A 24432-nucleotide genomic window follows, 5' to 3' on the forward strand; every position below is an offset into this window, starting at 1 on the left:
ATCGTAAATAATAGTAAAGGAGATGATGAAGATGGAGACCAACAAGATATTATCAGCGCTTTGCTATTTTAGTATATTTTTTGCAGGATTCATTTTTCCAATCATTGTTTATTTCATTACAGATAACCCGCATGTGAAAAAGGATGCCAAGGCGGCATTGATTTCTCACATCATACCACTAATCGCCATTCCGCTTATATTTGCAGGCATCTTTTTAGACATTGGGATTTTTGCCACGGGCTCAGGACTTCCGGTCTTTTTCTTCCTGATGATCGGTTTGTTCATATTGATCAATATCGTCATTGTCATTTGGAATGTGTACAAAGGAATCAAAGTACTTCTATAAAGAACTAATGATAAGGGGATGAAAAGTTATGAATGAAGAACGCAAACGAATTCTCGATATGGTGGAAAAAGGGACGCTGACTGCCCAGGAAGCATTGACGCTTCTGGAAGCCCTCGATAAGAAAACCGAGCCTGCAGGGGAAAAAGAAAAGGATTTCCTTGATGAATTCGTGTCCATTTTTCAGGATGAGAAGAAGGGTGACACCAGCAACAGCTATAAATCAGACAAAACAAAGGATAAACTTCTTGATTTCATGAATACCGCTTTTTCTAAAATTAAGAACTTCGACTTTGACTTCCAGTGGAATCAGTCGGTTGAGGTATCCCACGTCTTCCAGCAGCCGAACACAGCATTCAAAAAGGTGGATATCGATGTTGCGAATGGGAAAGTGGAACTGATTCCTTGGGATGGTGAAGAAGTAAGGGTCGAATGCCAGGCAAAGGTATACCGCACGGAAGATCGTGAAGAAGCACGCAAGCAGTTCATGGAGAACACCTCCTTCGCGGTTGATGAAGAGACCCTCTATTTCTCCACTCAGCTGAAATGGATGAAGGTTGACTCGAAATTGTATATACCGAAGCACCAGTATGAAAAGGTTTCGGTACGGTTGTTCAACGGCGGTCTGATAGCCGATCATATAGATGCCGACGATTTTCGTGCCAAATCGGCAAACGGAAAAATTCAGATCGATCATCTGACAAGCAAAAAAGCAGAGGTCGAAACATCGAACGGAGCCATCACAATTTTGAACGTCAAAGCCGAAAAAGTCGAAGCAGAATCCATCAACGGGAAAGTCAAGGTTGAAGGGGATATTCAGTATACGGATGCCCAATCCCTGAACGGTAACATCGTCTGCGCCATCACCGGCACAAAAGCCGACACGCTGCACGCCAAAACCGTAACAGGCAATGTCGACCTCTACGTACCCGGAACCATCAACATCGCTGGTGAAGCCAAATCAAATCTTGGCGGATTCAAAGTGGAGCTCGAAGGAATCGACGTCGTCGAGGAAAAAAATGAAGTCGTACAAAAGCATATCCGCTTCAACCGCAGGACAGATGCCGAAGAAAAACTTCACCTGTTTGCAGAAACGAAAACCGGTTCTGTCCTCATCAAAAAGACAGAGGACAGGAATGAAGGTAACGTGTAAAGATTCCCCTTCAAATCGTTTAAGCTCAATATAGAGGGGAATAAATGAAAGAAGAGACGTTGTCCTTTTGTAAAAATAGAAGTCTCTCAACAATTTCTCCCTAGAGTGGATTGGAGCTGCAGGCACTTGACTCCTGCGGGAAAAGCGGAACAGGTGAGACCTGTCCAGTTCCGGCGGCTAGCCCCTCGAGGTCATAAGCTAAATGGTCCAAGAAAGCAAAATACGCCTTCCCGGCCCATTCATCTTATGCTTGTCGGGGCTGGGCGAGCCTCCTCCGCTTTTCTACCCGCAGGCAAAGCCGAGGAGGCTCACCGGCCGCCCGCGGAAAGCAAGTGCCTGCAGCGGAAAGAAACGGTCTGCGTTAAATACCGGAAATAACTGCGCAACTGTCATCTTTTTGCGGAAACAAATCATTCTTTCCTCATAAAAAAGGGCGGGGAGAAGAATGTTAAGAAGGACAACGCATAAGATGAGAAGGAAGGGTTTTCTATGAAAAAACAATTAGTACGCTCAAGATCTAATCGTAAGTTCGCCGGGGTCCTCGGCGGGTTATCCCGATTCACAGGAATTGATGCGACCATTCTGCGAGTGATCTTCATTATTTTATTAATTCCCACGGGATTCTTTCCGCTGGTCGTCGTGTACGGCTTAATGGCCTTTGTGCTGCCGAATGAGGAGGAAGCCATCAGAGAATGAGATGGATTGTTGGGATCTTAATCAACGCAGTGATTTTTGTGGCATTGGCAGGTTTTTTTGACGGATTTAACGTGTCAGGATTCGGCTCGGCGATTATCGCAAGCTTTATCTTATCGATACTGAACGTATTGATCCGCCCGATCCTGATCCTCCTGACCCTGCCGGTAACCATTCTGACACTTGGATTGTTTCTGTTCGTCATCAATGCAGTAACCCTGCTGCTGACAGACGGAATCATGGGGGACGCATTTGAATTATCAGGGTTCGGAATGGCGTTTCTGGCATCAATCATCCTGTCGCTTGCCAATCTGATCATTCAAAAATCTGTGTTAGAACCTCGTAAAGAGAAATGAACTCCGGTCAATTGACTGGAGTTTTTCTTTTTATGGAAAAAAGAGGATTTTTCCTTCGGTAACTAGAAATAGTTGGAAAGAAGAGGAGGAATCAACCATGAAAGTGACATCATCAAGTATTACAGGTTTAAAAAATTGTGAAGTCCCTTATCGCGTATTAAGCACATCGGATAACCCGGTCGGTCTCGCCATTTTCTTTCCAGGGATCGGGTACACCGTTATGGGGCCGCTTCTGCACTACCCGACGGGCATGTTCCTGAGCGAAGGATGGGATGTACTGCATATTAATTATCACTACAATTCAGATGAATTAAAAGAGATGACCGACCAGGAATTTGATGAAATGCTGTTAAGTGATTGTAAAACCGTGATCGATATCGCGTTAGAAGCTAAAACATATGAATCCTACTGCCTATTGGCCAAATCCCTCGGAACCATCCCGCTCAGAAATGAGCTGAAACGGGAAGCCTTTAAAGACGCTGCAGCCATCTGGCTGACCCCCTTATTAAAAGAGGAAATGGTCTACAAGGCAATGAAGGAGACTAACCATAAAGGACTCTGCTTCATAGGTGACCGCGATCCCCATTACCTTGAGGAAAGAATTGAAGAACTATCCTCAAACCAACAATTGAAACTCCACCTGATCCCAGACGCCAACCACAGCCTGGAACATGACTTTCACGTCCTCAATTCCATGGACATCCACAAAAGCATCATGACGGCAATAGAGTCATTTATAAAAAAAGTATAGCCCTGGGCTATGTTTTTTTATTTGTATCTCCCTTGCCGCTTGTAGTTTTTGTGAAAAGTGGACTTACCCTCTATAAAGGGTTCGTTCCAGCGGTTGATTGGAGTACAAGACGAAGACTCCTGCGGGAAAAGTAGCCAATGTGAGACTTGTCTAGCTCTGGCGGCTAGCCCCTCGAGGTCATAAGCTGAATGGTCCAAGAAGGCAAAAGGCGCCTTCCCGTCCCATTCATCTTATGCTTGTCGGGGCTGAACAAGCCGCCTGCGCTTTTCTGACCCGCAGGCGAAGCCGAGGAGGCTCACGGGCTACCCGCGGAAAGCGAAGTCTTGCACGGAAATCAAAAGCGGTATTAAAAGAGTTTTGTTATGTTAAAGCGTGGCCACTTCCATAAGAACTGACGCGCTTGCGCTTTTCCTCATAATTGCTAAAATAGGTAAGAGTAGAAAAGATTCGAAGAGCGAACGAAAATGGTTATAGAATAGAAGGAGGAGCTTGCTTTGGCAAAGGTTCGAACGAAAGATATACAGGAAAAATTCAACTTGGAACTTGTGGGCGGAGAAGATGGATTACATAGACCGATCACCACAAGTGACATATCACGGCCGGGACTCGAGATGGCAGGCTATTTTAACTATTATCCTGCAGAACGGGTTCAACTGCTTGGTAAGACGGAGCTTTCATTCTTGGACCTGCTCGATGCAGCAGAACGCAAGCGGAGAATGGAGGCACTGTGCACAGATATCACACCGGGGATCATCATTTCCCGAGACCTGGAGATACCGGATGAACTTGTGGAAGCTGCGAACCGAACATCCGTCCCGGTTATGCGGTCCTCAATGAAAACAACCCGTTTTTCCTCGAGGCTGACCAACTATCTGGAAAGCAAGCTCGCTCCTACAACAGCGGTACATGGTGTGCTCGTGGATATTTACGGGGTAGGGGTGCTCATCACAGGGAAGAGCGGCGTCGGTAAAAGTGAAACAGCACTTGAATTGGTGAAGCGTGGACATCGCCTTGTTGCCGATGACTGCGTTGAGATTCGTCAGGAAGATATGGATACCCTGATCGGGACCTCACCTGACCTGATTGAACATCTGCTTGAAATCCGTGGACTAGGCATCATCAATGTCATGACTCTCTTCGGTGCCGGAGCTGTACGTAACTATAAACGCATAACCCTCTGCATCAACCTTGAGCTCTGGGATCAGAAGAAACAGTATGATCGACTTGGACTTGAGGAAGAGAAAATGAAAATCATCGATACGGATATTACAAAATATACCGTACCCGTTCGTCCCGGACGAAACTTAGCGGTCATCATCGAAGTGGCGGCGATGAACTTCCGTCTGAAACGGATGGGTGTGAATGCAGCCGAGCAGTTCACGAACCGCCTTTCTGAAGTCATCGAAGACGGCGTAAACGAAGATATCTAATAGAGATTTCAACTTTATGAACAAAGGAGCGAAACCATGAACCAAACGATCACACCCATTGATCCAATTGCATTCCAGCTTGGACCATTGCAGGTACACTGGTACGGCGTCATCATCGGAATGGGAATTGCACTAGGATTATATTTAGCGATATCGGAAAGCAAGCGGCTAGGGCTTCACCCTGATACGTTTGTCGATTTACTTGTTTGGGCGATCCCGATCGCCATCCTTTCTGCAAGAGCGTATTATGTCATTTTCGAATGGGATTATTATTCTCAAAATCCCGGGGATATCATTAAAGTATGGAACGGCGGGATCGCGATTCATGGAGCATTGATCGGGTCCGTGATCACCGCGATTGTGTTCGCAAAAATAAAAGGGATTTCCTTCTGGAAACTTGCTGATATTGCAGCGCCGAGTATCATCCTGGGTCAGGCGATCGGCCGCTGGGGGAACTTCATGAACCAGGAAGCTCATGGAGGAGATGTGACGCGTGCCTTCTTGGAGAATCTTTATCTTCCGCAATTCATCATTGATCAGATGTACATAAATGGAGCCTATTACCACCCGACGTTCCTGTATGAATCTCTGTGGAATTTTGCCGGCTTCGTTCTTCTCTTGATTTTAAGAAGAAAAGTGAACCTGCGCCGCGGTGAATTATTCCTGTCCTATGTGATCTGGTATTCGATCGGCCGTTTCTTTGTTGAAGGAATGAGAACGGACAGCCTGATGCTGACGGAATATTTGCGGGTCGCACAAGTCATTTCACTTGTTCTGATTGCAGTGGCTGCTGTACTGATCATTTATAGAAGGAAGTCAGGTATGGCACGCCATTCCTATAACGATAAAAGCAATGAAGAAGTGAATATGTAAATTGAGTTTGAAGGGGAATAAGCGGAACTCCTGTCGGATAAATGAGCCGGCCAACCGGTTCGTTCACGGTCAGGGGGCTCCGCATTCCTTTTATACGTTAACAGAGCTAATAGATAAGGGGAGAAGAGAGAATGTGGATGTCATCGATTAAAAATGGCGGCCTGACAGGCTTAAAGACAACATGGTCCCTGGGAAAAGTCATTTTTCCCATCACACTGATTGTATTTGTATTGCAATACACTCCTGTCCTGCCGTGGGTGATGGAAAAAATATCGCCCTTCATGAAGCTGATCGGCCTGTCGGGTGACGCCGCCATTCCCCTTGTCCTAGGAAATTTCCTTAACCTGTACGCAGGTATAGCGGGTATCCTGTCACTTGATTTGACCGTCAAGGAAGTCTTCATCATTGCGGTCATGCTGTCGTTTTCCCATAACCTATTGATCGAATCGACGGTTGCCGCCAAAGTCGGGGTGAAAATCTGGCTGATTGTCACCGTACGGATTGGACTCGCGCTCATCTCGGCAGTCGTCATCAACCTGTTATGGAAGGGCGGATCCGAGATGGCCCAATATGGCATGATGCCCCCGCAGCAGGCAGAGCCTGAGGGATGGGGAGAAATCCTTTTACTTGGACTTGAAAAAGCGGGTTACGGTGTGCTTCAGCTGGCGCTGATCGTCATCCCGCTCATGGTCATCATCCAGATCATGAAAGACTTGGGGTGGATGGAAGTCTTTTCGCGCTGGCTAGCACCTGCAACACGAGCGCTGGGGATGAATGCCAACACGTCGACGACGATGGTCGCTGGACTCGTCATCGGCCTTGCCTACGGGGCAGGCGTCATGATCCAGGCCGTGAAAGAGGACGGCGTGAGCAAAAAGGACGTCACGATTGCCTTCATCTTCCTCGTTTCCTGCCACGCAGTCGTCGAGGATACGCTGATTTTCATACCGCTTGGCATCCCGGTACTGCCGCTCTTGATCATCCGACTCGTCACGGCGATTGTGTTGACGATGGCGGTAGCGTATTTCTGGAACCGCGCTGATGCAAAAAAAGAAAGGAAGAATCACTATGAGCAAAATTACAACAGTATTATTTGACCTGGACGGAACACTGATCAACACAAATGATCTGATTATCTCTTCCTTCCTTCACACCTTGAATCATTACTATCCGGATCAGTACACCGAAAGAGATGTGCTTCCATTCATGGGCCCTCCACTGGAGGAATCTTTCGGGGGATTGAATCCGGATAAAGTCGATGAAATGTGTGCCCATTACCGAGCATTCAACCATGAGCACCATGACGAGCTTGTCACCGGGTTTGAAGGCGTCTACGAAACCGTTGAAACGCTGTACAAACAAGGCTATCAGCTCGCGATCGTATCGACGAAAGTGCGAGATGTCGTCCTGAAAGGGCTTGATTTGATGAATCTCCGCCAATTTTTCGACGTGGTGATCACACTTGATGAAGTGGAGAACGCGAAGCCTCATCCCGAACCGATCGAGAAAGCCCTGATTGAACTGGGCGCTTCACCCCAGGAAGCGATCATGGTCGGAGACAATCACCATGACATCCTGGCAGGTAAAAATGCGGGAGTCCTCTCTGCTGGTGTCGCGTGGAGTGCGAAAGGCCGCGAGCATCTTGCCCACTACGAACCTGACTTCATGCTCGAAACGATGCCTGACCTATTGAAGGTGGTCGGAGTGCCGACAGCATGAGAAGAACGACACGCTACCCGGTATCAGGAGCCAACTCACTCTGGCATGTCTATAAAACCGTGCCATTCGGGAAAGTCGTCAAGAATTTCATCGTCATTCAGGCAGCGCGCTACACCCCGTTCCTCGGAATGAAGAACTGGCTGTACAAAACGTTCCTGAGAATGAACATCGGGGACCAGACATCCTTCGCCCTCATGGTCATGCTCGACGTCATGTTCCCTGAAAAGATCTCCGTCGGCAAGAACACCGTCATCGGCTACAACACAACGATTCTCGCCCACGAGTACCTGATCAAAGAATACCGTCTCGGTGAAGTGGAAATCGGATCGGAAGTCATGATCGGGGCGAATACGACGATTCTGCCAGGGGTAAAAATCGGCGACGGAGCCATTGTATCGGCCGGCACCCTTGTCCATAAAGACGTGCCGCAGGGAGCGTTTGTCGGAGGAAACCCCATGCGTGTCATTTATACCAAAGAAGAACTCGCCGAACGCTGGCGGGATGATGAGATTTACGGGGTAAGAACGGAGAAATAAGTGAATCCTTCATTTTTAGTTCGCCTATAGATCAGCGCTCGTACACCCATTAAAATAAAAAAAAGTGATCCCTTGGAATGCTAAGAAGCATAAAGGGATCACTTTTTTAATTGCCTAAGTTGATTTCATTCAAATGAAACGCCCACTTGACTGTGCTCCAATAACCATACTCACCCAAACACATTGAAAATAGCCAGACCGCTTGGCGCCGTATAAAGTCCTGTGCTGACTTGTCCTATACGTACAGGGGATTCAGGAGTAGAAATATCGTACAATTCCACAGTATCTTCATAGTAATTGGAAACATATAGAGTCGTTTCGTTTATGGCCAGTCCGACAGGAGCATTTAAATTCCCATTAAATGTGCCCGTATGGACCGGCTCGGTCGGTGACGATATGTCATAGATTTCTACTGTGTTACCCTCGTGATTCGCTACATAAAGAATGTCCCTGTACACGAGCATATAGAGGGGATTGTTCAAGTTGGCACCATTAAATTCTCTCAGTCTGACTGGATTTACTGGATCGGAAATATCATAGATGGCAATGGTATTTCTCGTACCGTCAGCTACATAAAGGATCGTTCCCGTAACCGCCAATCCATGAGGAAAGCTGAAGTTTTCCCCATTGAACTCACCTTGACGCACAGGATTTGCAGGAGTGGAAATATCATAGATTTCAACTGTTTTTTCAGATTGGTTCGCGACATATAGAGTGTTACCTGTAATGGCCAAAGCAGAGGGGCTGTCCAGGTTCCCCGCATTAAATTCACCGATATTGACAGGATTCACAGGGTCGGCCAAGTCATAGATTTCAACCTTATCCGCAGACTGGTCTGCTACATAAAGAACTCTTCCCGTAATCGCTAAAGCGGAAGGAGAAAGGAATTGATTGCTGTTGAATTCTCCTACTTGTATCGGAGCGGTTGGATTAGAAGCATCGAAAATCGCCACACTCCTGCCCCAGTTGTTGGCAACATAAAGGATTCTGGATCCAGCCGTTAAAGGGGGGCGGGTCTGCATACCCTCCAAAATCGTTCTTAATTTAGCGTGCAGAACTCGTTCATGTCTTGTTACCGATCTCAATATTTCGTCGATGGAACGATTTAAGTCAATCAAGTTCGAAATAGCGGCCCCTGGATGCCGATTCCCCTGTAAGCCGGCGGCAGCTGCCCTTAGCACTTCAGCTTCAGCGTTGATCAGGTTCCCCAAACTCCTCTCCTGATGGGCAACCGAAGCTAGAAGCAGATGAAAAGCTTCATCTCGATCAATGCTGGTCGGGGGAGTCTTCTTTGGTTTGTCAGATAAAGACAATAGTATTCACCTCTTTTTCTTATTAATTCTCTATATATTATGGTGAGTGCTTGGAATTGGACCGGCTTGTATCATATAGGCAAAGAATGATTGTTTTCCTTTGTTAAAGATTGATGTTGTTCTAACCGATACCAGCTGTTGATTGGAGTGGAAGACGAAGACTCCTGCGGGAAAAGTAGCTAATGTGAGACCCCACAGGGAGGGTACGACCGAGGAGGCTCACGGGCTACCCGCGGAAAGCGAAGTCTTCCACGGAGATCAACAGCGGAGTTTAACAGACGATTACAATAAATTAGCTATTCCCCCTCTCCTTAATCTGTTATAAAGTAAGAACAGAGACAAACTGGGGGGCATGGGATATGAATTGGAATGATTGCATCGAGAGAACAAATACGCACTCTGTTAAATGGTCGTTTCCTGAAGAAGATGTGATACCGATGTGTATTGCAGACATGGATTTTCAAGTATCGCCGGCGATTGTCGAGGCACTCAATCAGAAAGCGCATCACGGGATATATGGCTATACCACTTTTAGCAGCCGGTATTTTGAATCGATCGTCTCTTGGTGGGAAAAGCGATTCGATATGGAGATATACAAAGATTGGATATGCTTCAGCCCAGGGATCATACCTGGGATAAATGTTTTGCTATCCGTACTGACGGAACCGGGTGACGGTGTCATCATCCAGGATCCCGTTTATTATCCTTTTTACAGTACGATTGAAAACCACGGCTGTTCGGTTTTGAAAAATACACTGCTATACCAGGACGGATTCTACTCGATTGATTTTGACGATTTAGAAGAGAAGGCCCGGAAGCCTGAAACAAAGGTCCTTATTCTCTGCAGTCCCCATAACCCTGTCGGCAGGGTGTGGACAATTGAAGAAATAGAGAGAATCGGCGACATCGCTAAACGTCATCATCTATGGATCATCTCGGATGAAATGCATGGGGACCTGGTCTACGAAGGGTATGAGCACAAGCCGCTTTTTAAAGTGGGTGAAAGCTTTTTAGAAAACAGCATCCTTTGTGCAGCACCAAGTAAAACCTTTAATATAGCGGGACTTCAAACGTCGATCCTCCTCATTCCCAACAAGGAACTGAGGGAAAAGTATAATGAAAAGCTTACCGGTTATGGGCTGATGAGACCGAATGTGTTCGGAATTGAAGGAACCATTGCCGCATATGAAGAAGGCGAACCCTGGTTAAATGAGCTGCTTATGGTACTCGAAGATAATAAGCAGTACGTCCTCAATTATTTGGAACAACACCTTCCAGAACTGAAAGCGATCGTCCCGCAGGCAACTCATCTGATCTGGATCGATTGCAGCGAGTTGGATATGTTAGGTGAGGACCTTTGCATGTTCTTCCTTGAGAAAGCCCGGGTCAAATTCGACGAAGGCTTCAAGTTTGGTGAATGCGGGCAATCCTTTGTGCGAATGAACATCGCATGTCCGAAAGAACGGATTGATATGGCTTTGAGAAGGATGAACCATGCTGTTCTGGAGCATCGGAGGATAGTGAAATGACCATTTAATTTGAAGGCATAATATGAATTCATGAAATGGATTGAAAACTGAAAAATAGGGGAAAAGACAAAGATAGATTGAGAAAATCTGTTTTTGTCTTTTTTGTTATATTAAAAGGCTTGGCGGTTCATTATGCAAATGGTCATTTCCAAGTTCATATTAGACTTGAAAATGACAAATCAGGATCATTTTCATTCGTTGGACGATGAAAACGGGTTGGGAGCAGAGTTTACTTGGTGGGCATTTGAAAATTGCGTTGCTTTTATTAATAATTGCGCCGGTTTTTCAGGAATTGCGCCAGAAAAAATTAATTGCGCCAGAATTCTTGTAATTGCGCTACTTTTGGGTTTATTGCGCAAGAATCTCATTTATTGCGCAACTTGTCGAAAAATCGTGAATCGTATGCCCCGCGTTCCAACTTCACCACCTGTGGAATTTTCTCTCGACCCACACCCGCCCAGCCCCTCTCCTCAACCCAATCCCCGCCAAAAAAATCCGCTCACAACGGTTGACGAATAAAACAAGAAAAGCTACACTACTAATAACTTTATTTTATTAGCACATTAGCGAACTAAAGGATTTCGGAATAATCAACTATTAGTAAAGCCCTTTTGATAGGGGAAAATAAATCAATATTCAATTTGCCAAAGGTGGTTCTTATGACAAAGCTATTCATGTTCGAGAAGCCGTTGGGAATGAGAGACACATTTCCTGATTTATATGAGATAAAAGATGGCACGAAAAAGAAAATGGAAGGTGCGATGAAGCGCTGGGGCTACAAATTCATCGAAACACCTTCGCTTGAGTACTACGAAACGGTGGGGGATGCATCTGCCATCCTCGATCAGCAGCTTTTCAAACTGCTCGATCAGCAGGGACACACACTCGTTTTGAGACCGGATATGACTGCACCTATTGCCCGTATCGCAGCATCGAAGCTCCTTAATGATCAGACGCCGCTTAGACTGGCCTACTCAAACAGCGTATTCCGAGCACAGCAGCGGGAAGGCGGCCGCCCGGCAGAATTCGAACAGGTGGGCATCGAATGCATCGGGGATGACTCCGTCAGTGCGGACGCTGAAGTGATTGCCCTCATGGTTTCTGTTTTAAAAGAAGCAGGACTTGAGAATTTTAAACTATCGGTCGGCCATATCGGCTTTGTCCAGGAACTCTTCACACAAATCGTCGGCACTGAAGAGAGAGCCAATACATTAAGAAGATTTTTATATGAGAAAAACTATGTGGGATACCGACAGCATGTGAATGAACTGACGCTTTCCTCAATCGATAAACAGAGATTGTTCAGTTTTTTGAAACTGAGAGGCTCGGAGAATGTGCTGAGTGAAGCGCACTCCCTTTTGGAAGGGGAAAAAGGACTTCAGGCCCTGGAACAGTTAAAGGAATTATGGAGCATCCTAAAAGACTACGGAGTCGAACAGTATATCAAATTCGACCTCAGCCTCGTCAGTCATATGAGTTACTACTCCGGGATCCTGTTTGAGGTGTACGGTGAAAATGTCGGATTTGCGATCGGGAATGGCGGACGCTACGACAAGCTTCTTGAAAAGTTCGGCAAAACCTCCGGAGCGACCGGTTTTGGACTGCGTCTTGATTATGTGCTGGAAGCCATGCAAGTCGAACTTTCATCGTCCAACCAGGAATGTGTGCTGTTCAGTGACGAACGCAGAAAAGAAGCCATCTCGCTTGCATCTGAACTTAGAAACGAAGGAAAAGAGGTGGTCCTTCAGAACTGGAAAGGTGTCGGGGACGTCGATGAATTTACAAAAGGGTTCAGCAATGTTCATTTTGTTGTTGGACAGGGCCAGTTTGGGAATGGTGGTGATGACCGATGAGCAGCTTAACGATTGCCATGCCAAAAGGCAGGATTTTTGAAGAAGCGGTTGAACTTTTAAGAAAAGCGGATTACGATCTCCCGCCTGAATTTGATGATTCAAGAAAACTGATCATCGAAGTCCCCCAAGAAGATCTGCGGTTTATATTAGCAAAACCGATGGATGTACCGACGTATGTCGAGCATGGTGTTGCAGACCTTGGGATCGCCGGGAAAGACGTGATGCTTGAGGAAGAACGGGATGTGTACGAGCTGCTAGATCTGAAAATCAGCGGCTGCTACCTGGCTGTTGCAGGACTTCCCGATACAAAAATGAGTAATGTGGCTCCAAAAATCGCGACCAAATATCCGAACGTCGCATCTTCTTACTTCCGTGAACAGGGTGAGCAGGTGGAAATCATCAAGCTCAACGGTTCAATCGAGCTTGCACCGCTGATCGGACTCGCCGACAGGATCGTCGATATCGTATCAACAGGAAGGACGCTGAAGGAAAACGGTCTCGTTGAATACGAAACGATTGTCGATATCACATCGCGGCTGATCGTGAACCCTGTCAGCTACCGGATGAAGGATGAAAAAATCGAGGACCTTGTTGCTAGGTTGACCCGTATTATCGAAGGATAGTAATAAATAGATTTGAGAAAAGGCCAGCTCCAGCGCCTAGCCCCTCGAGACGTTTCGGTCCGCTCACTGAAGTCAAAGAACGACTTCACCGTTCGGACCAAGAGCGTTTGTCGGGGCTGAACAAGGCGCTTGCGCTTTTCTTATAAAAGGTTGGTGGAATGAATGAAGATTATCAGAGAGGTCGAAGGGGCATCGATTAAACGCTCAGTCGACAGCGGAACGGAAGAGCAGCGGAAAGCCGTTCAGGACATCATCTCATCTGTCCGTGAAAAAGGAAACGCAGCACTGATTGACTTCACAGAGAAATTTGATGGAGTATTAATAGAAGAGACTAGGGTTCCGGAAGAGGAAATCGCCGACGCGTTTGCAGAGATGGACACAGAAATGATCAAAGTGATCCAGGAAGCGGCAGACAATATCCGCGCGTTTCATGAAAAGCAAAAGCAGTCATCATGGTTCACGACTCAGCCGGACGGTACGATGCTCGGGCAAAAGCTGACACCTCTTGATTCGGTCGGAGTGTACGTACCGGGAGGAACTGCGGCGTACCCATCTTCCGTATTGATGAATGTCATACCCGCAAAAGTGGCCGGGGTCGAGCGGATCACGATGGTTTCGCCGCCAGGGAAAGACGGCAAACTGTCTGCTGGAGTCCTGGTCGCTGCAAAAATCGCCGGTGTTGAGGAAATCCATAAGGTCGGCGGTGCACAGGCAGTAGCCGCATTGGCATACGGGACGGAAACGATTTCTTCTGTTGATAAAATCACGGGTCCGGGGAACATATTTGTGGCGCTTGCCAAGCGGGAAGTCTTTGGAGATGTGGATATCGATATGATTGCCGGTCCGAGCGAAATTGTTGTCTTAGCGGACAAGGGTCAGCATGCGGACGAAATTGCAGCAGACCTGTTGTCGCAGGCGGAACACGATGCATTGGCATCCGCGGTCCTCGTTACCACTTGTGAAGACCTTGCCGAACATGTCTCACAGGAAGTTGAGCGTCAATTGTCGACTCTTCCGCGCGAAGACATTGCCCGCCGGTCGATCAGTGATTTCGGGGCGATCTATGTGGTGGACGACTTGGAACAAGGTGTGGAGCTTGTGAATCAGCTTGCACCGGAGCATTTGGAAATCCTGACGGCGGATCCGTTCGAAACGATGGCCGGAATCCGCCACGCAGGAGCGATTTTCTTAGGGCGGTTCAGCTCAGAACCGGTCGGCGATTATTTTGCAGGACCGAACCACGTCCTGCCGACAAACGGGACGGCACGATTCTCAAGTCCCCTGAACGTCGATGAATTCATGAAAAAATCAAGCATCATTTCCTACAGCGAAAAAGCGCTGAAGGAAAATGGAGATAAAATAGCGAAACTTGCACGGCTCGAAGGACTCGAGGCCCACGCGCGTGCAGTCGAAATACGATTCAAAAAGAGGGATTGATACTTTAGTGCGATAAATCGCTAAACGCCCGTCCCTCGGTACTTTAAAGGAGTGAAGCAACGATGGAGAGAAGTGCGGAGATTGTGAGGAAGACGAATGAGACGGATATTCGTTTGAGTTTTGGAATTGACGGTGAGGGAAATTCGGAGATTGAGACGGGTGTTCCGTTCATGAGTCATATGCTGGATTTGTTCACAAAGCATGGACAGTTCGATTGCAAGATTGATGCGAATGGAGACACGGAGGTGGATGACCACCACACGACGGAGGATATCGGGATCTGCCTCGGACAGGCACTCGTCAAAGCCCTTGGCGATAAGAAAGGCATCAAGCGCTACGGCTCGGCGATGGTGCCGATGGATGAAGCGCTTGCCACAGTCGTAGTCGATCTCAGCAACCGTCCGCACCTTGAATTCAGAGCGGACCTTCCAAGTCAGAAAGTCGGGACGTTCGATACTGAAAATGTGCATGAATTTCTATGGAAGCTGGCACTGGAAGCCAGGATGAACCTCCATGTTATCGTTCATTACGGCCACAACACGCATCATATCATCGAAGCGATTTTCAAGGCACTCGGCCGTGCGCTGGACGAAGCCACAACCATCGACCCGCGGGTCAAAGGAATTCCTTCCACGAAAGGGATGTTGTAAATCATGATCGGCATCGCAGATTACGGAATGGGAAATCTCTTCAGCGTGAGCAAAGCGCTCGAAAGGTTGAACGTGCCTTATTTTATCAGTGACGACCGTGAGAAGCTGCTATTAGCGGACGGTTTGATATTACCAGGGGTCGGTGCCTATAAGGATGCCATGAATCTCTTGGAATCGACACATCTGAAAGAAACCATCCTGACTTTTGCCGGCAGCGGGAAACCGCTTCTCGGTATTTGCCTCGGGATGCAGCTGCTTTTTGAAAAAAGTGAAGAGAACGGTGAATCACCCGGCCTCGGGCTGCTTCCCGGTGAAGTGATCCATATCCCGAAACAAGACAGCGAAGGGAACCAATACAAGGTCCCGCATATGGGCTGGAATCACCTATCTTTTCGAAAAAAATCTCACCTTCTGGATGGTTTGACAGAAGGCTACGTCTATTTCGTCCATTCTTATTATGTTCACGGCTCCGAAGGCGTTCTGACAGCAACCGCGGATTATGCAGGCGTTGAAATACCGGCAGTTGTCAGCAAAGATAACATTTACGGCATGCAGTTCCACCCGGAAAAAAGCGGACGATTGGGCATGCAGCTACTGGAAAACTTCACAAAACGAGTGAAAGAATCGGAGGCGGTTTCATGAGTTTCACCATCTATCCCGCCATCGATATGCGCGGAGGAAAATGTGTACGATTGATTCAAGGAGACTACAACCAGGAGACGGTGTACGGCCACTCCCCATTTGATATGGCAAAAAAGTTCGCGGATGAAGGTGCCGAATGGATCCACATGGTCGACCTCGACGGAGCAAAGGAAGGCTCCCGGATCAACGATGAATTTGTCATTAACGTTGCTGAAAAATTGGATGCAAAAGTGCAAATCGGCGGAGGGATCCGATCGGCAGAAGACATCGAGCATTATCTGAGCCGCGGTGTCGACCGCGTGATCATCGGCAGCATCGCCGTTTCCAACACAGAATTAGTAAAAGAATGGCTTGCGAAATACGGGAACCAAATTGCGATCGGACTGGATGCCAAGGATGGCTATGTTGCCACTCACGGCTGGATTGAAACATCTTCGTTAAAAGCGGTTGACCTTGGAAAAGAACTGGCCGACGCCGGAGCGGAGACGTTTATTTTCACCGATATCGCAACCGATGGGATGCTGTCGGGTCCAAATGTGGACGCAGTAGTCGAGCTTGCAAGGGAAACAGGAAAGTCAGTCATTGCCTCTGGAGGCGTCAGCTCACTTGAAGACCTTGCTGCTTTGAAAAAGTACTGCGAGCAGGGAGTCACGGGTGCGATTTGCGGGAAGTCTCTTTATACCGGGAAGTTCACCGTTGCAGAGGCGTTAAAAGAGGTGAGCGGATCATGCTGACAAAACGGATCATTCCCTGTCTTGATGTCAAAGACGGCCGTGTCGTAAAAGGGATTCAATTCGTTGAGCTGAGAGATGCAGGAGACCCGGTCGAGCTTGCAAAAGTATACGACAAGCAGGGTGCGGATGAACTGGTATTTTTAGATATTTCAGCTTCCCATGAAGGGCGGAAGACGATCGTCGAAGTCGTCCGGCACGTCGCGGCTGAACTCGCCATCCCTTTTACAGTAGGCGGCGGCATCAACGCCGTTGAAGATATGAAAGCCATCCTGAGGGCGGGGGCTGATAAGGTTTCCCTGAATACTGCAGCAGTCCTGCGTCCTGAACTGGTGCGGGAAGGTGCGCAGTACTTCGGCTCCCAGTGCATCGTCGTGGCGATCGATGCCAAGCATGATGAAGAAAGCGGGAACTGGAAGGTGTACACCCACGGCGGACGCAAGCTTAGAGACCTCGATGCAGTACAGTGGGCGAAACAGGTGGAAGCCCTTGGTGCAGGAGAGATCCTGCTGACGTCCATGGACAGTGACGGAGAGAAAAAAGGTTTCAATGTGGCGTTGACGAAAGCGGTCAGCGAAGCAGTATCCATCCCGGTCATCGCTTCGGGCGGAGCCGGCAATGCAGAACACTTTAAAGAAGTATTTACAGAAGGGAAAGCAGATGCAGCGCTTGCCGCATCGATTTTCCATTATAAAGAAACAAGCGTAGAAGAAGTGAAGGGTTATCTGAGAGACAAGGAGGTGCATGTACGATGACGAAGTATGATTGGACAACAGAAGTAAAATACGATGAAAACGGCCTCGTGCCCGCCATCATCCAGGATGCGGAAACGAAGGAAGTCCTGACCCTCGCCTATATGAATGAGACGTCGCTCGCGCGGACACTAGAAACGGGCGAAACATGGTTCTACTCACGCTCCCGCCAGGAACTCTGGCATAAAGGCGAAACGAGCGGGAATACACAGAAAGTCAAGAGCATTGTCTGGGATTGCGATAAGGACGCCTTACTCGTCCTTGTCGATAAAAATGGTCCCGCGTGCCACAAAGGTGAGGAGAGCTGTTTTCATGAACAAGTAGCTGGGGAGGATTCTCCATCTGCTTCTAAGGAAAACATCTTACTTACTCTGGAAGCCCTCATCGCCGACCGCGAAAAAGAACGTCCGGAAGGCGCCTACACAACCTACCTGTTCGAGGAAGGGGTCGACAAGATCCTCAAAAAAGTAGGTGAAGAAGCTTCTGAAGTGATCATCGCCGCCAAAAACAGGGACAGGGAAGAACTGAAATGGGAAGTGGCGGACCTGTTCTACCACGTACTGGTGCTGCTGCGCGAACAGGATCTCCCTTTGGAAGAAGTGCTCCGTGTGCTTGTGGAGCGGCATAATAAATAAATAAATATGTGGAAAAGGGACGGGTCTTTTTTGTTAAAGGTTCGTCCCTTTTATGTATTTTCTGAACAATATTTCTTTTGAAATGAGTTCGAACGGTATACTTTTTCGAAGTTGTTTCTGCATAGTTGAGATCTGCTAAAGTAAATTCTTAATTGGGGAGCGGGATTGCGCCACATATTAGATAATTGCGCCGGAATCCAGATTATTGCGCCTGTTTCAGCATAATTGCGCCACTTTCCAGATAATTGCGCCAGAATCGAAATAATTGCGCCAAACCACCCTGGTGGCCAGCTTGATCCCCAGGGTCGGATTAAGCTTATATACTGATTCTGCCCTTCATTCAAACAATTGCACCCTTCCCTAAGAAGATTACACCCTTCATAGATCTGTTTCTACCCTTCAATTGATTATTTCTGCCTTTCAAAAAAATAATTGCTCCCTTCATGTCGAAAAATCTTCCCATTCCGTCCCCCGCATCCCCGACGAAACTCCCAGCCCCTCAAAATATGGTAGTTTAGTCCAACTTTGTTGTGTGTTATACTATCTTAGTTATAGGTTAATGAAATGGATTATTACAACTAATAAATCGTGCTCTTCAATTATACATGGAGCCGGCGGTCGGGACGAAAATCACCGCCGGCATACCAATGTCTGATGAAAGAGCCTGGATATACTATGAACGGTTCGGAGGACTTTGATGAGAAAAGGGTCAAAACTAATAAGTGAGCAAGCAAAGGTGTTGTCATTTGTCCCTACAGGTGAGTACTACTACAACAAGGGAATGAAAGCTTATCAGCGCCGCGAGCTTAAGCGGTCGTTAAAATATTTGAATAGAGCGTTTCAACTGGAACCATTGGAGCCGATGATTGCATGTCAATTGTCGATTGTGTATACAGAGCTTGGCGAGTTCAAGCATGCGAATGAACTGCTTCACGAAATCATTAAGAATCTCGACCCCCATATGACGGAGTGCCATTATTTTTTGGCCAATAATTATGCGCATTTAGGATTGTTTAAAGAGGCATATGACCATGTCAGCGTATATTTGGATAAAGAAGAGCACGGCGAGTTCGTCGAGGATGCCGAGGATCTGCTTGAATTGTTGGAACTGGATTCAGACCTGACTGTGGAAGATTTATATGAACATGATGATCTGATCATGCAGCAGGAGAAGGCAAAGGACTTGCTTGAATCAGGTCATTTCCAAAAAGCAGTTGATACATTGAAAAAAGTGATCGAAGAATATCCTGAATTCTGGTCTGCTTATAATAATCTCGCACTTGCGCATTTCTACTTGGGTGAAGTGGATCAAGCATCCGCGACACTTGAAGAAGTGCTTGAGAAGAATCCGGGGAATCTTCATGCGCTTTGCAACACGGCTGTTTTTTATTTTTATCAAAAGAGGAATGACGAGCTGGAAGAGCTGATCGAGGGGCTTGAAAAGGTGCGTCCGTTACTGCATGAGCATCGTTTCAAGCTAGGGGCCACTTTCGCTCTGATCGGTCATTCTGAAAAAGCATATGAATGGCTGAAGTCGCTGCAGAAGATCGGTTTTGAAGGGGATGCGAGCTATTATTACTGGCTGTCCCACTCCGCGCATGAAACCGGACACGGGCAGACGGCACGCAATGCCTGGAAAAAGGTTGTCGAGCTTAATCCGGAAAAAGAGGGAAGCGAACCTTGGAATGAAAACCGTACTGCAGGTTTTGAGAATCACGTTACTTCCATCTTAAAGAAACTGCAAAGTGACTATACAGAAGAAAAGCTGTTCGGTCTTTTCCTCACGTCTGTTTCGGAGCATCAGAAATCAGTGCTGACTCATGCTGATTTTTGTGAGGTAGAGGAACTTTCGATTGTCGAAAAGGTGTATCTTGCGCATGTCCTGAACACGAATGGGAAAAGCTCCATGAAGGTGAACCAGGAGATCAAGAATATGCATGAGGTCGCGCTTCATCTGTATGATGGCCATCATCCGATTTCAAGCATTGATTCCGGTCTGTTTTTAACATGGTTCACGGTTGCGTACCGCGGGCTTAAAGAGCGCGAGACATTCAAGAATACGAAAGCATTTGCAGCGGCTGCCGAGTACGTATGGAATCATCTTCGTAATGAAAAGGTGACGAAAAAACAGGTGTGTGATGCCTACAATATCTCTGCAAGCACACTGACCAAATACATTTCCGTGGTGGAAAGCTACCTTCCATGAGCATATTTTTGGACGATACAACCCTGTTTTTTATAGGATAGTGATAGACAGTAAATACTATATAGGGAATATAAAAAACATGCTTATAACAACGTTTTTGGAAGGAGTAATTCAGAATGTCAGAAGAAAAAATTTATGATGTGATTATCGCCGGTGCCGGTCCAGCAGGAATGACAGCGGCTGTATATACGTCCCGTGCAAGTCTTTCAACGCTAATGCTTGAAAGAGGTGTGCCCGGCGGACAGATGGCAAACACGGAAGAAGTTGAAAACTATCCAGGCTTCGACCATATCCTTGGTCCGGACCTGTCGAATAAAATGTTCGATCACGCGAAGAAATTCGGAGCGGAATACGCTTACGGAGATATCAAGGAAATCGTCGACGAGGGCGATTACAAGCTTGTCAAAGCGGGATCGAAGGAATACAAAGCACGTGCTGTCATCCTTTCAACCGGTGCCGAATACAAGAAAATCGGCGTACCGGGCGAAAAAGAACTTGGCGGACGCGGAGTATCCTACTGTGCCGTTTGTGACGGTGCATTCTTCAAAGGGAAAGACCTTGTCGTTGTCGGCGGAGGAGACTCTGCAGTCGAAGAGGGCGTGTACCTGACAAGATTCGCGAACAAAGTAACGATCGTTCACCGCCGCGATGAGCTTCGTGCGCAGAAAATCCTTCAGCAGCGTGCATTCGATAACGAAAAAGTTGATTTCATCTGGAATCATACAGTCAAAGAAATCAATGACAAAGATGGCAAGGTTGGAAGCGTCACGCTGGTGTCCACTGAAAACGGAGAAGAGACAGAATTCCAAGCGGATGGTGTCTTCATCTACATCGGAATGATTCCATTGACGAAGCCTTTCCAAAACCTTGGCATCACCAATGATATGGGCTATATCATGACAAACGAACAAATGGAAACGAAAGTCCCTGGAATCTTCGCAGCAGGCGATGTGCGCGAGAAAGAACTCCGTCAAATCGTTACCGCGACTGGCGACGGCAGCATCGCGGCGCAGGCAGCCCAGCATTATGTAGAAGAATTGAAGGAAAAAGTCAAGCACGTTTAATAGATAAAGCCTTGGGGCGAAGTTGCTCCCAAGGCTTTTTTCAATTCATTTCCTGTGATGCTTATCATACAAGGCGACCAATTCGGTGAGCGTCCATTTCTCCACATCCGGTCCTTCCGCAACTCCACTCTTAACTAAAAGACGAATAAAATGCTCTCGCTGCTTTTGAACGGCATCTCTTAAAAATGGCATAGCATTCACTCCTTATGTTAGCTTACCTTCATTGTAGTACGGTCCCCGCCTGCATTCCGCAACTTTGTCAGTTTTCCTTCCAATTAAAAGATTGTTTGTCAGACTTTCTTACATACGCATCAGTTTTTCCTTCAGGCCCATGTATAATGAAGAAAAGAGGAGGAGGGTAGTGTGGCACAGGAATCTTCTTATAAGGATAAAAAAGTAATCTCAATCGGCGTAGTCAGTGAATTAACAGGACTGACAGAAAGAAAAATCAGGTACTACGAAGAAAAGAATCTGATCTTCCCGGAACGGACCAACCGGGGATACCGCAAATACTCTTTCAACGATGTAGAACGACTAATGGAAATAGCGGACCATAGAGAAGAAGGTGTCACAACCAAAGAAATCAAATACGAACTGACCAAAAAAGAGAGAAAAGAAGCCAAACAGAAAATGATCAAGGGCCAAATAAACGCACGGTTTGGAATCCAGAAGAATTGAAAGATTCCGCAAAAGGCAAACTCTAATGGGGAGTTTGTCTTTTTTGATGAATATCAGTTGAAATAGCCAAATTGCAAGATTATCAGTGATTTCTCGATGATTAATGGTCAAAACTCGATGATTAATGATGATTTCTCGAAGATTTTTAGGTGAAACTCGAAGATTAATGGTGAAAACTCGAAGATTAACGACTTAAACGATGATTAAGGGTGATTTCACTACCAGGTTAACAGCTAAATTCGATGTGATTTACGAATGTTTAATTCGTAGATTAATGTGCAGAACATCCTTTAAATTTGGTTCCAGCTATTGATTGGAGTGCAAGACGAAGACTCCTGCGGGAGAAGTGGCCAATGTGAGACTTGTCCAGCTCCGGCGGCTAGCCCCTCGAGGTCATAAGCTAAATGGTCCAAGAAGGCAAAGAACGCCTTCCCGGCCCATTCATCTTATGCTTGTCGGGGCTTGAGCGAGCCGCCTCCGCTTTTCTTCCCACAGGAGCGCAGCGACGAGGAGGCTCACGGGTCACCCGCGGAAAGCGAAGTCTTGCACGGAAATCAACAGCGGTGATTAGGCTTAACCCCCGCTAAGCTCAACAATACCAAAAATATACAGGATTACACCTCCAAGAAAAGGGAATAAACACATCATGAACAGCATCTCAGTCTAATCGGAAGGTATGATCATCAATGTCAAAATGGAAAATCATAATACCAATCGTGGTAATCGCACTGATCCCCATCGTTTATTTCAGTTTTTTTGCCCAAGAAAGCAAATCGGAATCGAAGAAAAGGGTCATCGCCCTCGGAGATTCGCTGACGTATGGATATGGGGACGATAAGGATACAGGTTATATAGGCCGCTTGGAAGAAAAGGTGAACGCGAAGAATACGAAAAAAAGCTATCAGTTTCAAAACTTGGGGATTCCGGGTCAGAAGTCATCAGGTCTTCAAAAGCAGCTGATGAAACCGAGTGTGACCGAGGATCTATCGGAAGCGGATGTATTCATCGTCAACATCGGCACAAATGATTTGATCAAAAGCAATGGCGGGGATTTTGTTCCTCTTCATCATGATAAAATCATGGAAGCGAAAAAAGAGTATGTTGATAACTTGAACTTCATTCTGGATACGCTTGAAAAAACGAACGAGGATGCTGAGATTCTTGTCATCGGGCTTTATAATCCTTATCCGGACAAAGACAGCGACAAGATTGAAGCATATGTCGATGAATGGAATCAAACGATCGTGAAAGAAGTGAAGAAACATGGAAAAGTAAAATATGTCTCATCCAACCCTTTATTCAAAGGAAAAGACAAACAGCAATATTTTCATGATTCACTTCATCCGAATGGAAAAGGCTATGAACTTATGGCAGATCAAATTATGAAGAAATATAACTTTTAAGAATAACTATTCGAAGGAATGAATGTTCATTCACTGAAGATTATACAAATTCCCCCAAAATCCGAGGGGTACTTAATAAAAATTCGTCAAAATTAACAATTCCGTAATACCGTTTTAAATCTGTTGTAACACTAGTGAAACAATTATCGGGTAATATAAAGAGTAAGAAATTGACCCCCTTTTTAAGTAATAAATCCCGTAGACGACACAGGACTCGCCTGTGTCTATTTTTTTTGCCTTTTTTTCTGTTATAGTGACGGGGAGAGGGCTGTACTACTCGAATGATGGAGAAGTTTGTCCCTTTTCTTGTAAGGATAAATCGACAATGTTCCCTTCGAATAAACATTCCGTTTTTCATTGAAGGCTGAGACATTGTGGCTTGTCTTCAATCATAGTATAATGAAAGGAATGAGAAAGGACGGAAACAATGTCCTAAAGAACTAGACTAGAGGTGAAGGAAGTGCAGCGTGTCACAAATTGCTTATATCTGGATGGAGACAAAGTACTCCTTCTCCAAAAACCCCGCCGCAATTGGTGGGTAGCACCGGGCGGCAAGATGGAGCCGGGTGAATCGATTCGCGATGCGGTTATACGCGAATACCGCGAAGAGACAGGGATCTATTTGAAAAATCCCGATTTAAAAGGAGTTTTCACATTTATTATCAAAGACGGAGACCAAGTGGTTTCAGAGTGGATGATGTTTTCCTTTTTTGCGACAGAAGCAGACGGTGTCAACCTTCAGGAATCGGAAGAAGGAAAGATCAAGTGGCATAAGTTTGAAGACATCAAGAATCTGCCGATGGCTGAAGGGGACTATCATATCCTTGATTATCTCCTGCACGGAAAGAAAACCATCTATGGAACGTTCACATATACGCCGGATTTTAAGCTGCTATCATACCGGTTAGATCCGAGCTGATTGAAGGTAAAGATTATGTTAGGCCTTTTCTAGCAGGTGATTGGAGTACAAGACGAAGACTCCTGCGGGAGAAGTGGCCAATGTGAGACGTGTCTAGCTCTGGGGCTTAGAGGCACATGTCATAAGTCAAACCGACCAAGAAG

Annotated in this window: 27 protein-coding genes; 25 read left to right on the plus strand and 2 right to left on the minus strand. The window is 46.5% G+C overall.

Features of this window, described 5'->3' with window-relative positions; genetic code table 11:
* Window positions 1–31: 31 nt before the first annotated feature.
* The 10 genes from AAEO50_RS01885 to AAEO50_RS01930 all read left to right on the plus strand — a co-directional run bounded on the left by AAEO50_RS01885 (window position 32) and on the right by AAEO50_RS01930 (window position 7854).
* Window positions 32–346, plus strand: a complete 315-nt coding sequence (locus AAEO50_RS01885; protein WP_341979808.1) for a DUF4870 domain-containing protein — start codon at window positions 32–34, stop codon at window positions 344–346.
* 28 nt (window positions 347–374) lie between these two features.
* The gene (locus AAEO50_RS01890; RefSeq protein ID WP_341979810.1) at window positions 375–1496 is read left to right on the plus strand and encodes a DUF4097 domain-containing protein; all 1122 of its coding nucleotides are present in this window, start codon (window positions 375–377) and stop codon (window positions 1494–1496) included.
* A 489-nt stretch (window positions 1497–1985) separates the two neighbouring features.
* A complete protein-coding gene (locus AAEO50_RS01895; protein WP_341979812.1) occupies window positions 1986–2192 on the plus strand; it encodes a PspC domain-containing protein in 207 nt (68 codons plus the stop codon).
* Window positions 2189–2545 (plus strand): phage holin family protein, encoded by a 357-nt coding sequence (locus AAEO50_RS01900; protein ID WP_341979814.1) that lies wholly within the window; start codon window positions 2189–2191, stop codon window positions 2543–2545. Before AAEO50_RS01895 ends, AAEO50_RS01900 begins: the two co-directional genes overlap by 4 nt.
* Before the next feature lie 97 nt (window positions 2546–2642).
* Window positions 2643–3296 carry an alpha/beta hydrolase gene (locus tag AAEO50_RS01905; protein ID WP_341979816.1) on the plus strand — a complete coding sequence of 218 codons (654 nt, stop codon included), beginning with the start codon at window positions 2643–2645 and terminating at the stop codon, window positions 3294–3296.
* A gap of 494 nt (window positions 3297–3790) precedes the next feature.
* Window positions 3791–4726 (plus strand): HPr(Ser) kinase/phosphatase, encoded by a 936-nt coding sequence (gene hprK / locus AAEO50_RS01910; protein WP_341979818.1) that lies wholly within the window; start codon window positions 3791–3793, stop codon window positions 4724–4726.
* 36 nt (window positions 4727–4762) lie between these two features.
* Window positions 4763–5599 carry a prolipoprotein diacylglyceryl transferase gene (gene lgt / locus AAEO50_RS01915; RefSeq protein ID WP_341979821.1) on the plus strand — a complete coding sequence of 279 codons (837 nt, stop codon included), beginning with the start codon at window positions 4763–4765 and terminating at the stop codon, window positions 5597–5599.
* Window positions 5600–5730: 131 nt separating this feature from the next.
* On the plus strand, window positions 5731–6696 hold the full coding sequence (locus AAEO50_RS01920; RefSeq protein ID WP_341979823.1) for a nucleoside recognition domain-containing protein: 966 nt from the start codon (window positions 5731–5733) through the stop codon (window positions 6694–6696).
* Window positions 6668–7318 (plus strand): pyrophosphatase PpaX, encoded by a 651-nt coding sequence (ppaX, locus tag AAEO50_RS01925; protein ID WP_341979826.1) that lies wholly within the window; start codon window positions 6668–6670, stop codon window positions 7316–7318. Before AAEO50_RS01920 ends, ppaX begins: the two co-directional genes overlap by 29 nt.
* Complete coding sequence (locus tag AAEO50_RS01930) at window positions 7315–7854, plus strand: acyltransferase (RefSeq protein ID WP_341979828.1); 540 nt, start codon at window positions 7315–7317, stop codon at window positions 7852–7854. The genes ppaX and AAEO50_RS01930 overlap by 4 nt, the downstream gene beginning before the upstream one ends.
* Window positions 7855–8024: 170 nt before the next feature.
* Here the strand turns inward: AAEO50_RS01930 and AAEO50_RS01935 are convergent, their stop codons facing one another.
* The gene (locus AAEO50_RS01935) at window positions 8025–9167 is read right to left on the minus strand and encodes a hypothetical protein (RefSeq protein ID WP_341979830.1); all 1143 of its coding nucleotides are present in this window, start codon (window positions 9165–9167) and stop codon (window positions 8025–8027) included.
* Between the two features lie 359 nt (window positions 9168–9526).
* On the opposite strand from AAEO50_RS01935, the gene AAEO50_RS01940 reads away from it, so the two are divergent.
* The 12 genes from AAEO50_RS01940 (at window position 9527) to trxB (ending at window position 21289) form a co-directional block, all read left to right on the plus strand.
* Window positions 9527–10696 (plus strand): MalY/PatB family protein, encoded by a 1170-nt coding sequence (locus AAEO50_RS01940; RefSeq protein WP_341979832.1) that lies wholly within the window; start codon window positions 9527–9529, stop codon window positions 10694–10696.
* 132 nt (window positions 10697–10828) lie between these two features.
* Window positions 10829–11215, plus strand: coding sequence for a hypothetical protein (locus tag AAEO50_RS01945; RefSeq protein ID WP_341979834.1), 387 nt, complete (start codon window positions 10829–10831; stop codon window positions 11213–11215).
* A 140-nt stretch (window positions 11216–11355) separates the two neighbouring features.
* Entirely contained in the window at window positions 11356–12549 is a 1194-nt protein-coding gene (locus AAEO50_RS01950) for an ATP phosphoribosyltransferase regulatory subunit (RefSeq protein WP_341979835.1), read from the plus strand.
* Window positions 12546–13172, plus strand: a complete 627-nt coding sequence (gene hisG, locus AAEO50_RS01955) for an ATP phosphoribosyltransferase (protein WP_341979837.1) — start codon at window positions 12546–12548, stop codon at window positions 13170–13172. Before AAEO50_RS01950 ends, hisG begins: the two co-directional genes overlap by 4 nt.
* A gap of 162 nt (window positions 13173–13334) precedes the next feature.
* Window positions 13335–14609 carry a histidinol dehydrogenase gene (gene hisD, locus AAEO50_RS01960; protein WP_341979839.1) on the plus strand — a complete coding sequence of 425 codons (1275 nt, stop codon included), beginning with the start codon at window positions 13335–13337 and terminating at the stop codon, window positions 14607–14609.
* A 62-nt stretch (window positions 14610–14671) separates the two neighbouring features.
* Window positions 14672–15259, plus strand: a complete 588-nt coding sequence (hisB, locus tag AAEO50_RS01965; RefSeq protein ID WP_341979841.1) for an imidazoleglycerol-phosphate dehydratase HisB — start codon at window positions 14672–14674, stop codon at window positions 15257–15259.
* A gap of 3 nt (window positions 15260–15262) precedes the next feature.
* Complete coding sequence (hisH, locus tag AAEO50_RS01970) at window positions 15263–15901, plus strand: imidazole glycerol phosphate synthase subunit HisH (RefSeq protein WP_341979843.1); 639 nt, start codon at window positions 15263–15265, stop codon at window positions 15899–15901.
* Window positions 15898–16635 carry a 1-(5-phosphoribosyl)-5-[(5-phosphoribosylamino)methylideneamino]imidazole-4-carboxamide isomerase gene (hisA, locus tag AAEO50_RS01975; protein WP_341979845.1) on the plus strand — a complete coding sequence of 246 codons (738 nt, stop codon included), beginning with the start codon at window positions 15898–15900 and terminating at the stop codon, window positions 16633–16635. Before hisH ends, hisA begins: the two co-directional genes overlap by 4 nt.
* On the plus strand, window positions 16629–17387 hold the full coding sequence (gene hisF / locus AAEO50_RS01980) for an imidazole glycerol phosphate synthase subunit HisF (RefSeq protein WP_341979847.1): 759 nt from the start codon (window positions 16629–16631) through the stop codon (window positions 17385–17387). Before hisA ends, hisF begins: the two co-directional genes overlap by 7 nt.
* Complete coding sequence (gene hisIE, locus AAEO50_RS01985; protein WP_341979849.1) at window positions 17384–18019, plus strand: bifunctional phosphoribosyl-AMP cyclohydrolase/phosphoribosyl-ATP diphosphatase HisIE; 636 nt, start codon at window positions 17384–17386, stop codon at window positions 18017–18019. The genes hisF and hisIE overlap by 4 nt, the downstream gene beginning before the upstream one ends.
* Window positions 18020–18716: 697 nt before the next feature.
* A complete protein-coding gene (locus tag AAEO50_RS01990) occupies window positions 18717–20225 on the plus strand; it encodes a tetratricopeptide repeat protein (RefSeq protein ID WP_341979851.1) in 1509 nt (502 codons plus the stop codon).
* A gap of 116 nt (window positions 20226–20341) precedes the next feature.
* Window positions 20342–21289: a thioredoxin-disulfide reductase gene (gene trxB, locus AAEO50_RS01995; RefSeq protein WP_341979853.1), complete on the plus strand. Its 948-nt coding sequence runs from the start codon at window positions 20342–20344 to the stop codon at window positions 21287–21289.
* Window positions 21290–21334: 45 nt separating this feature from the next.
* On the opposite strand, the gene AAEO50_RS02000 is transcribed toward trxB, so the two are convergent.
* On the minus strand, window positions 21335–21481 hold the full coding sequence (locus tag AAEO50_RS02000) for a hypothetical protein (RefSeq protein ID WP_341979855.1): 147 nt from the start codon (window positions 21479–21481) through the stop codon (window positions 21335–21337).
* Window positions 21482–21652: 171 nt separating this feature from the next.
* On the opposite strand from AAEO50_RS02000, the gene AAEO50_RS02005 reads away from it, so the two are divergent.
* The 3 genes from AAEO50_RS02005 to AAEO50_RS02015 all read left to right on the plus strand — a co-directional run bounded on the left by AAEO50_RS02005 (window position 21653) and on the right by AAEO50_RS02015 (window position 24289).
* Window positions 21653–21967, plus strand: a complete 315-nt coding sequence (locus AAEO50_RS02005) for a MerR family transcriptional regulator (RefSeq protein WP_341979857.1) — start codon at window positions 21653–21655, stop codon at window positions 21965–21967.
* Window positions 21968–22653: 686 nt separating this feature from the next.
* Window positions 22654–23370, plus strand: a complete 717-nt coding sequence (locus tag AAEO50_RS02010; protein ID WP_341979859.1) for a GDSL-type esterase/lipase family protein — start codon at window positions 22654–22656, stop codon at window positions 23368–23370.
* 460 nt (window positions 23371–23830) lie between these two features.
* Window positions 23831–24289, plus strand: coding sequence for an 8-oxo-dGTP diphosphatase (locus AAEO50_RS02015; protein ID WP_341979877.1), 459 nt, complete (start codon window positions 23831–23833; stop codon window positions 24287–24289).
* The last annotated feature ends 143 nt before the right edge of the window (window positions 24290–24432 follow it).

The sequence above is a fragment of the Rossellomorea oryzaecorticis genome, assembly GCF_038405515.1.
Lineage (GTDB): Bacteria > Bacillota > Bacilli > Bacillales > Bacillaceae_B > Rossellomorea > Rossellomorea oryzaecorticis_A.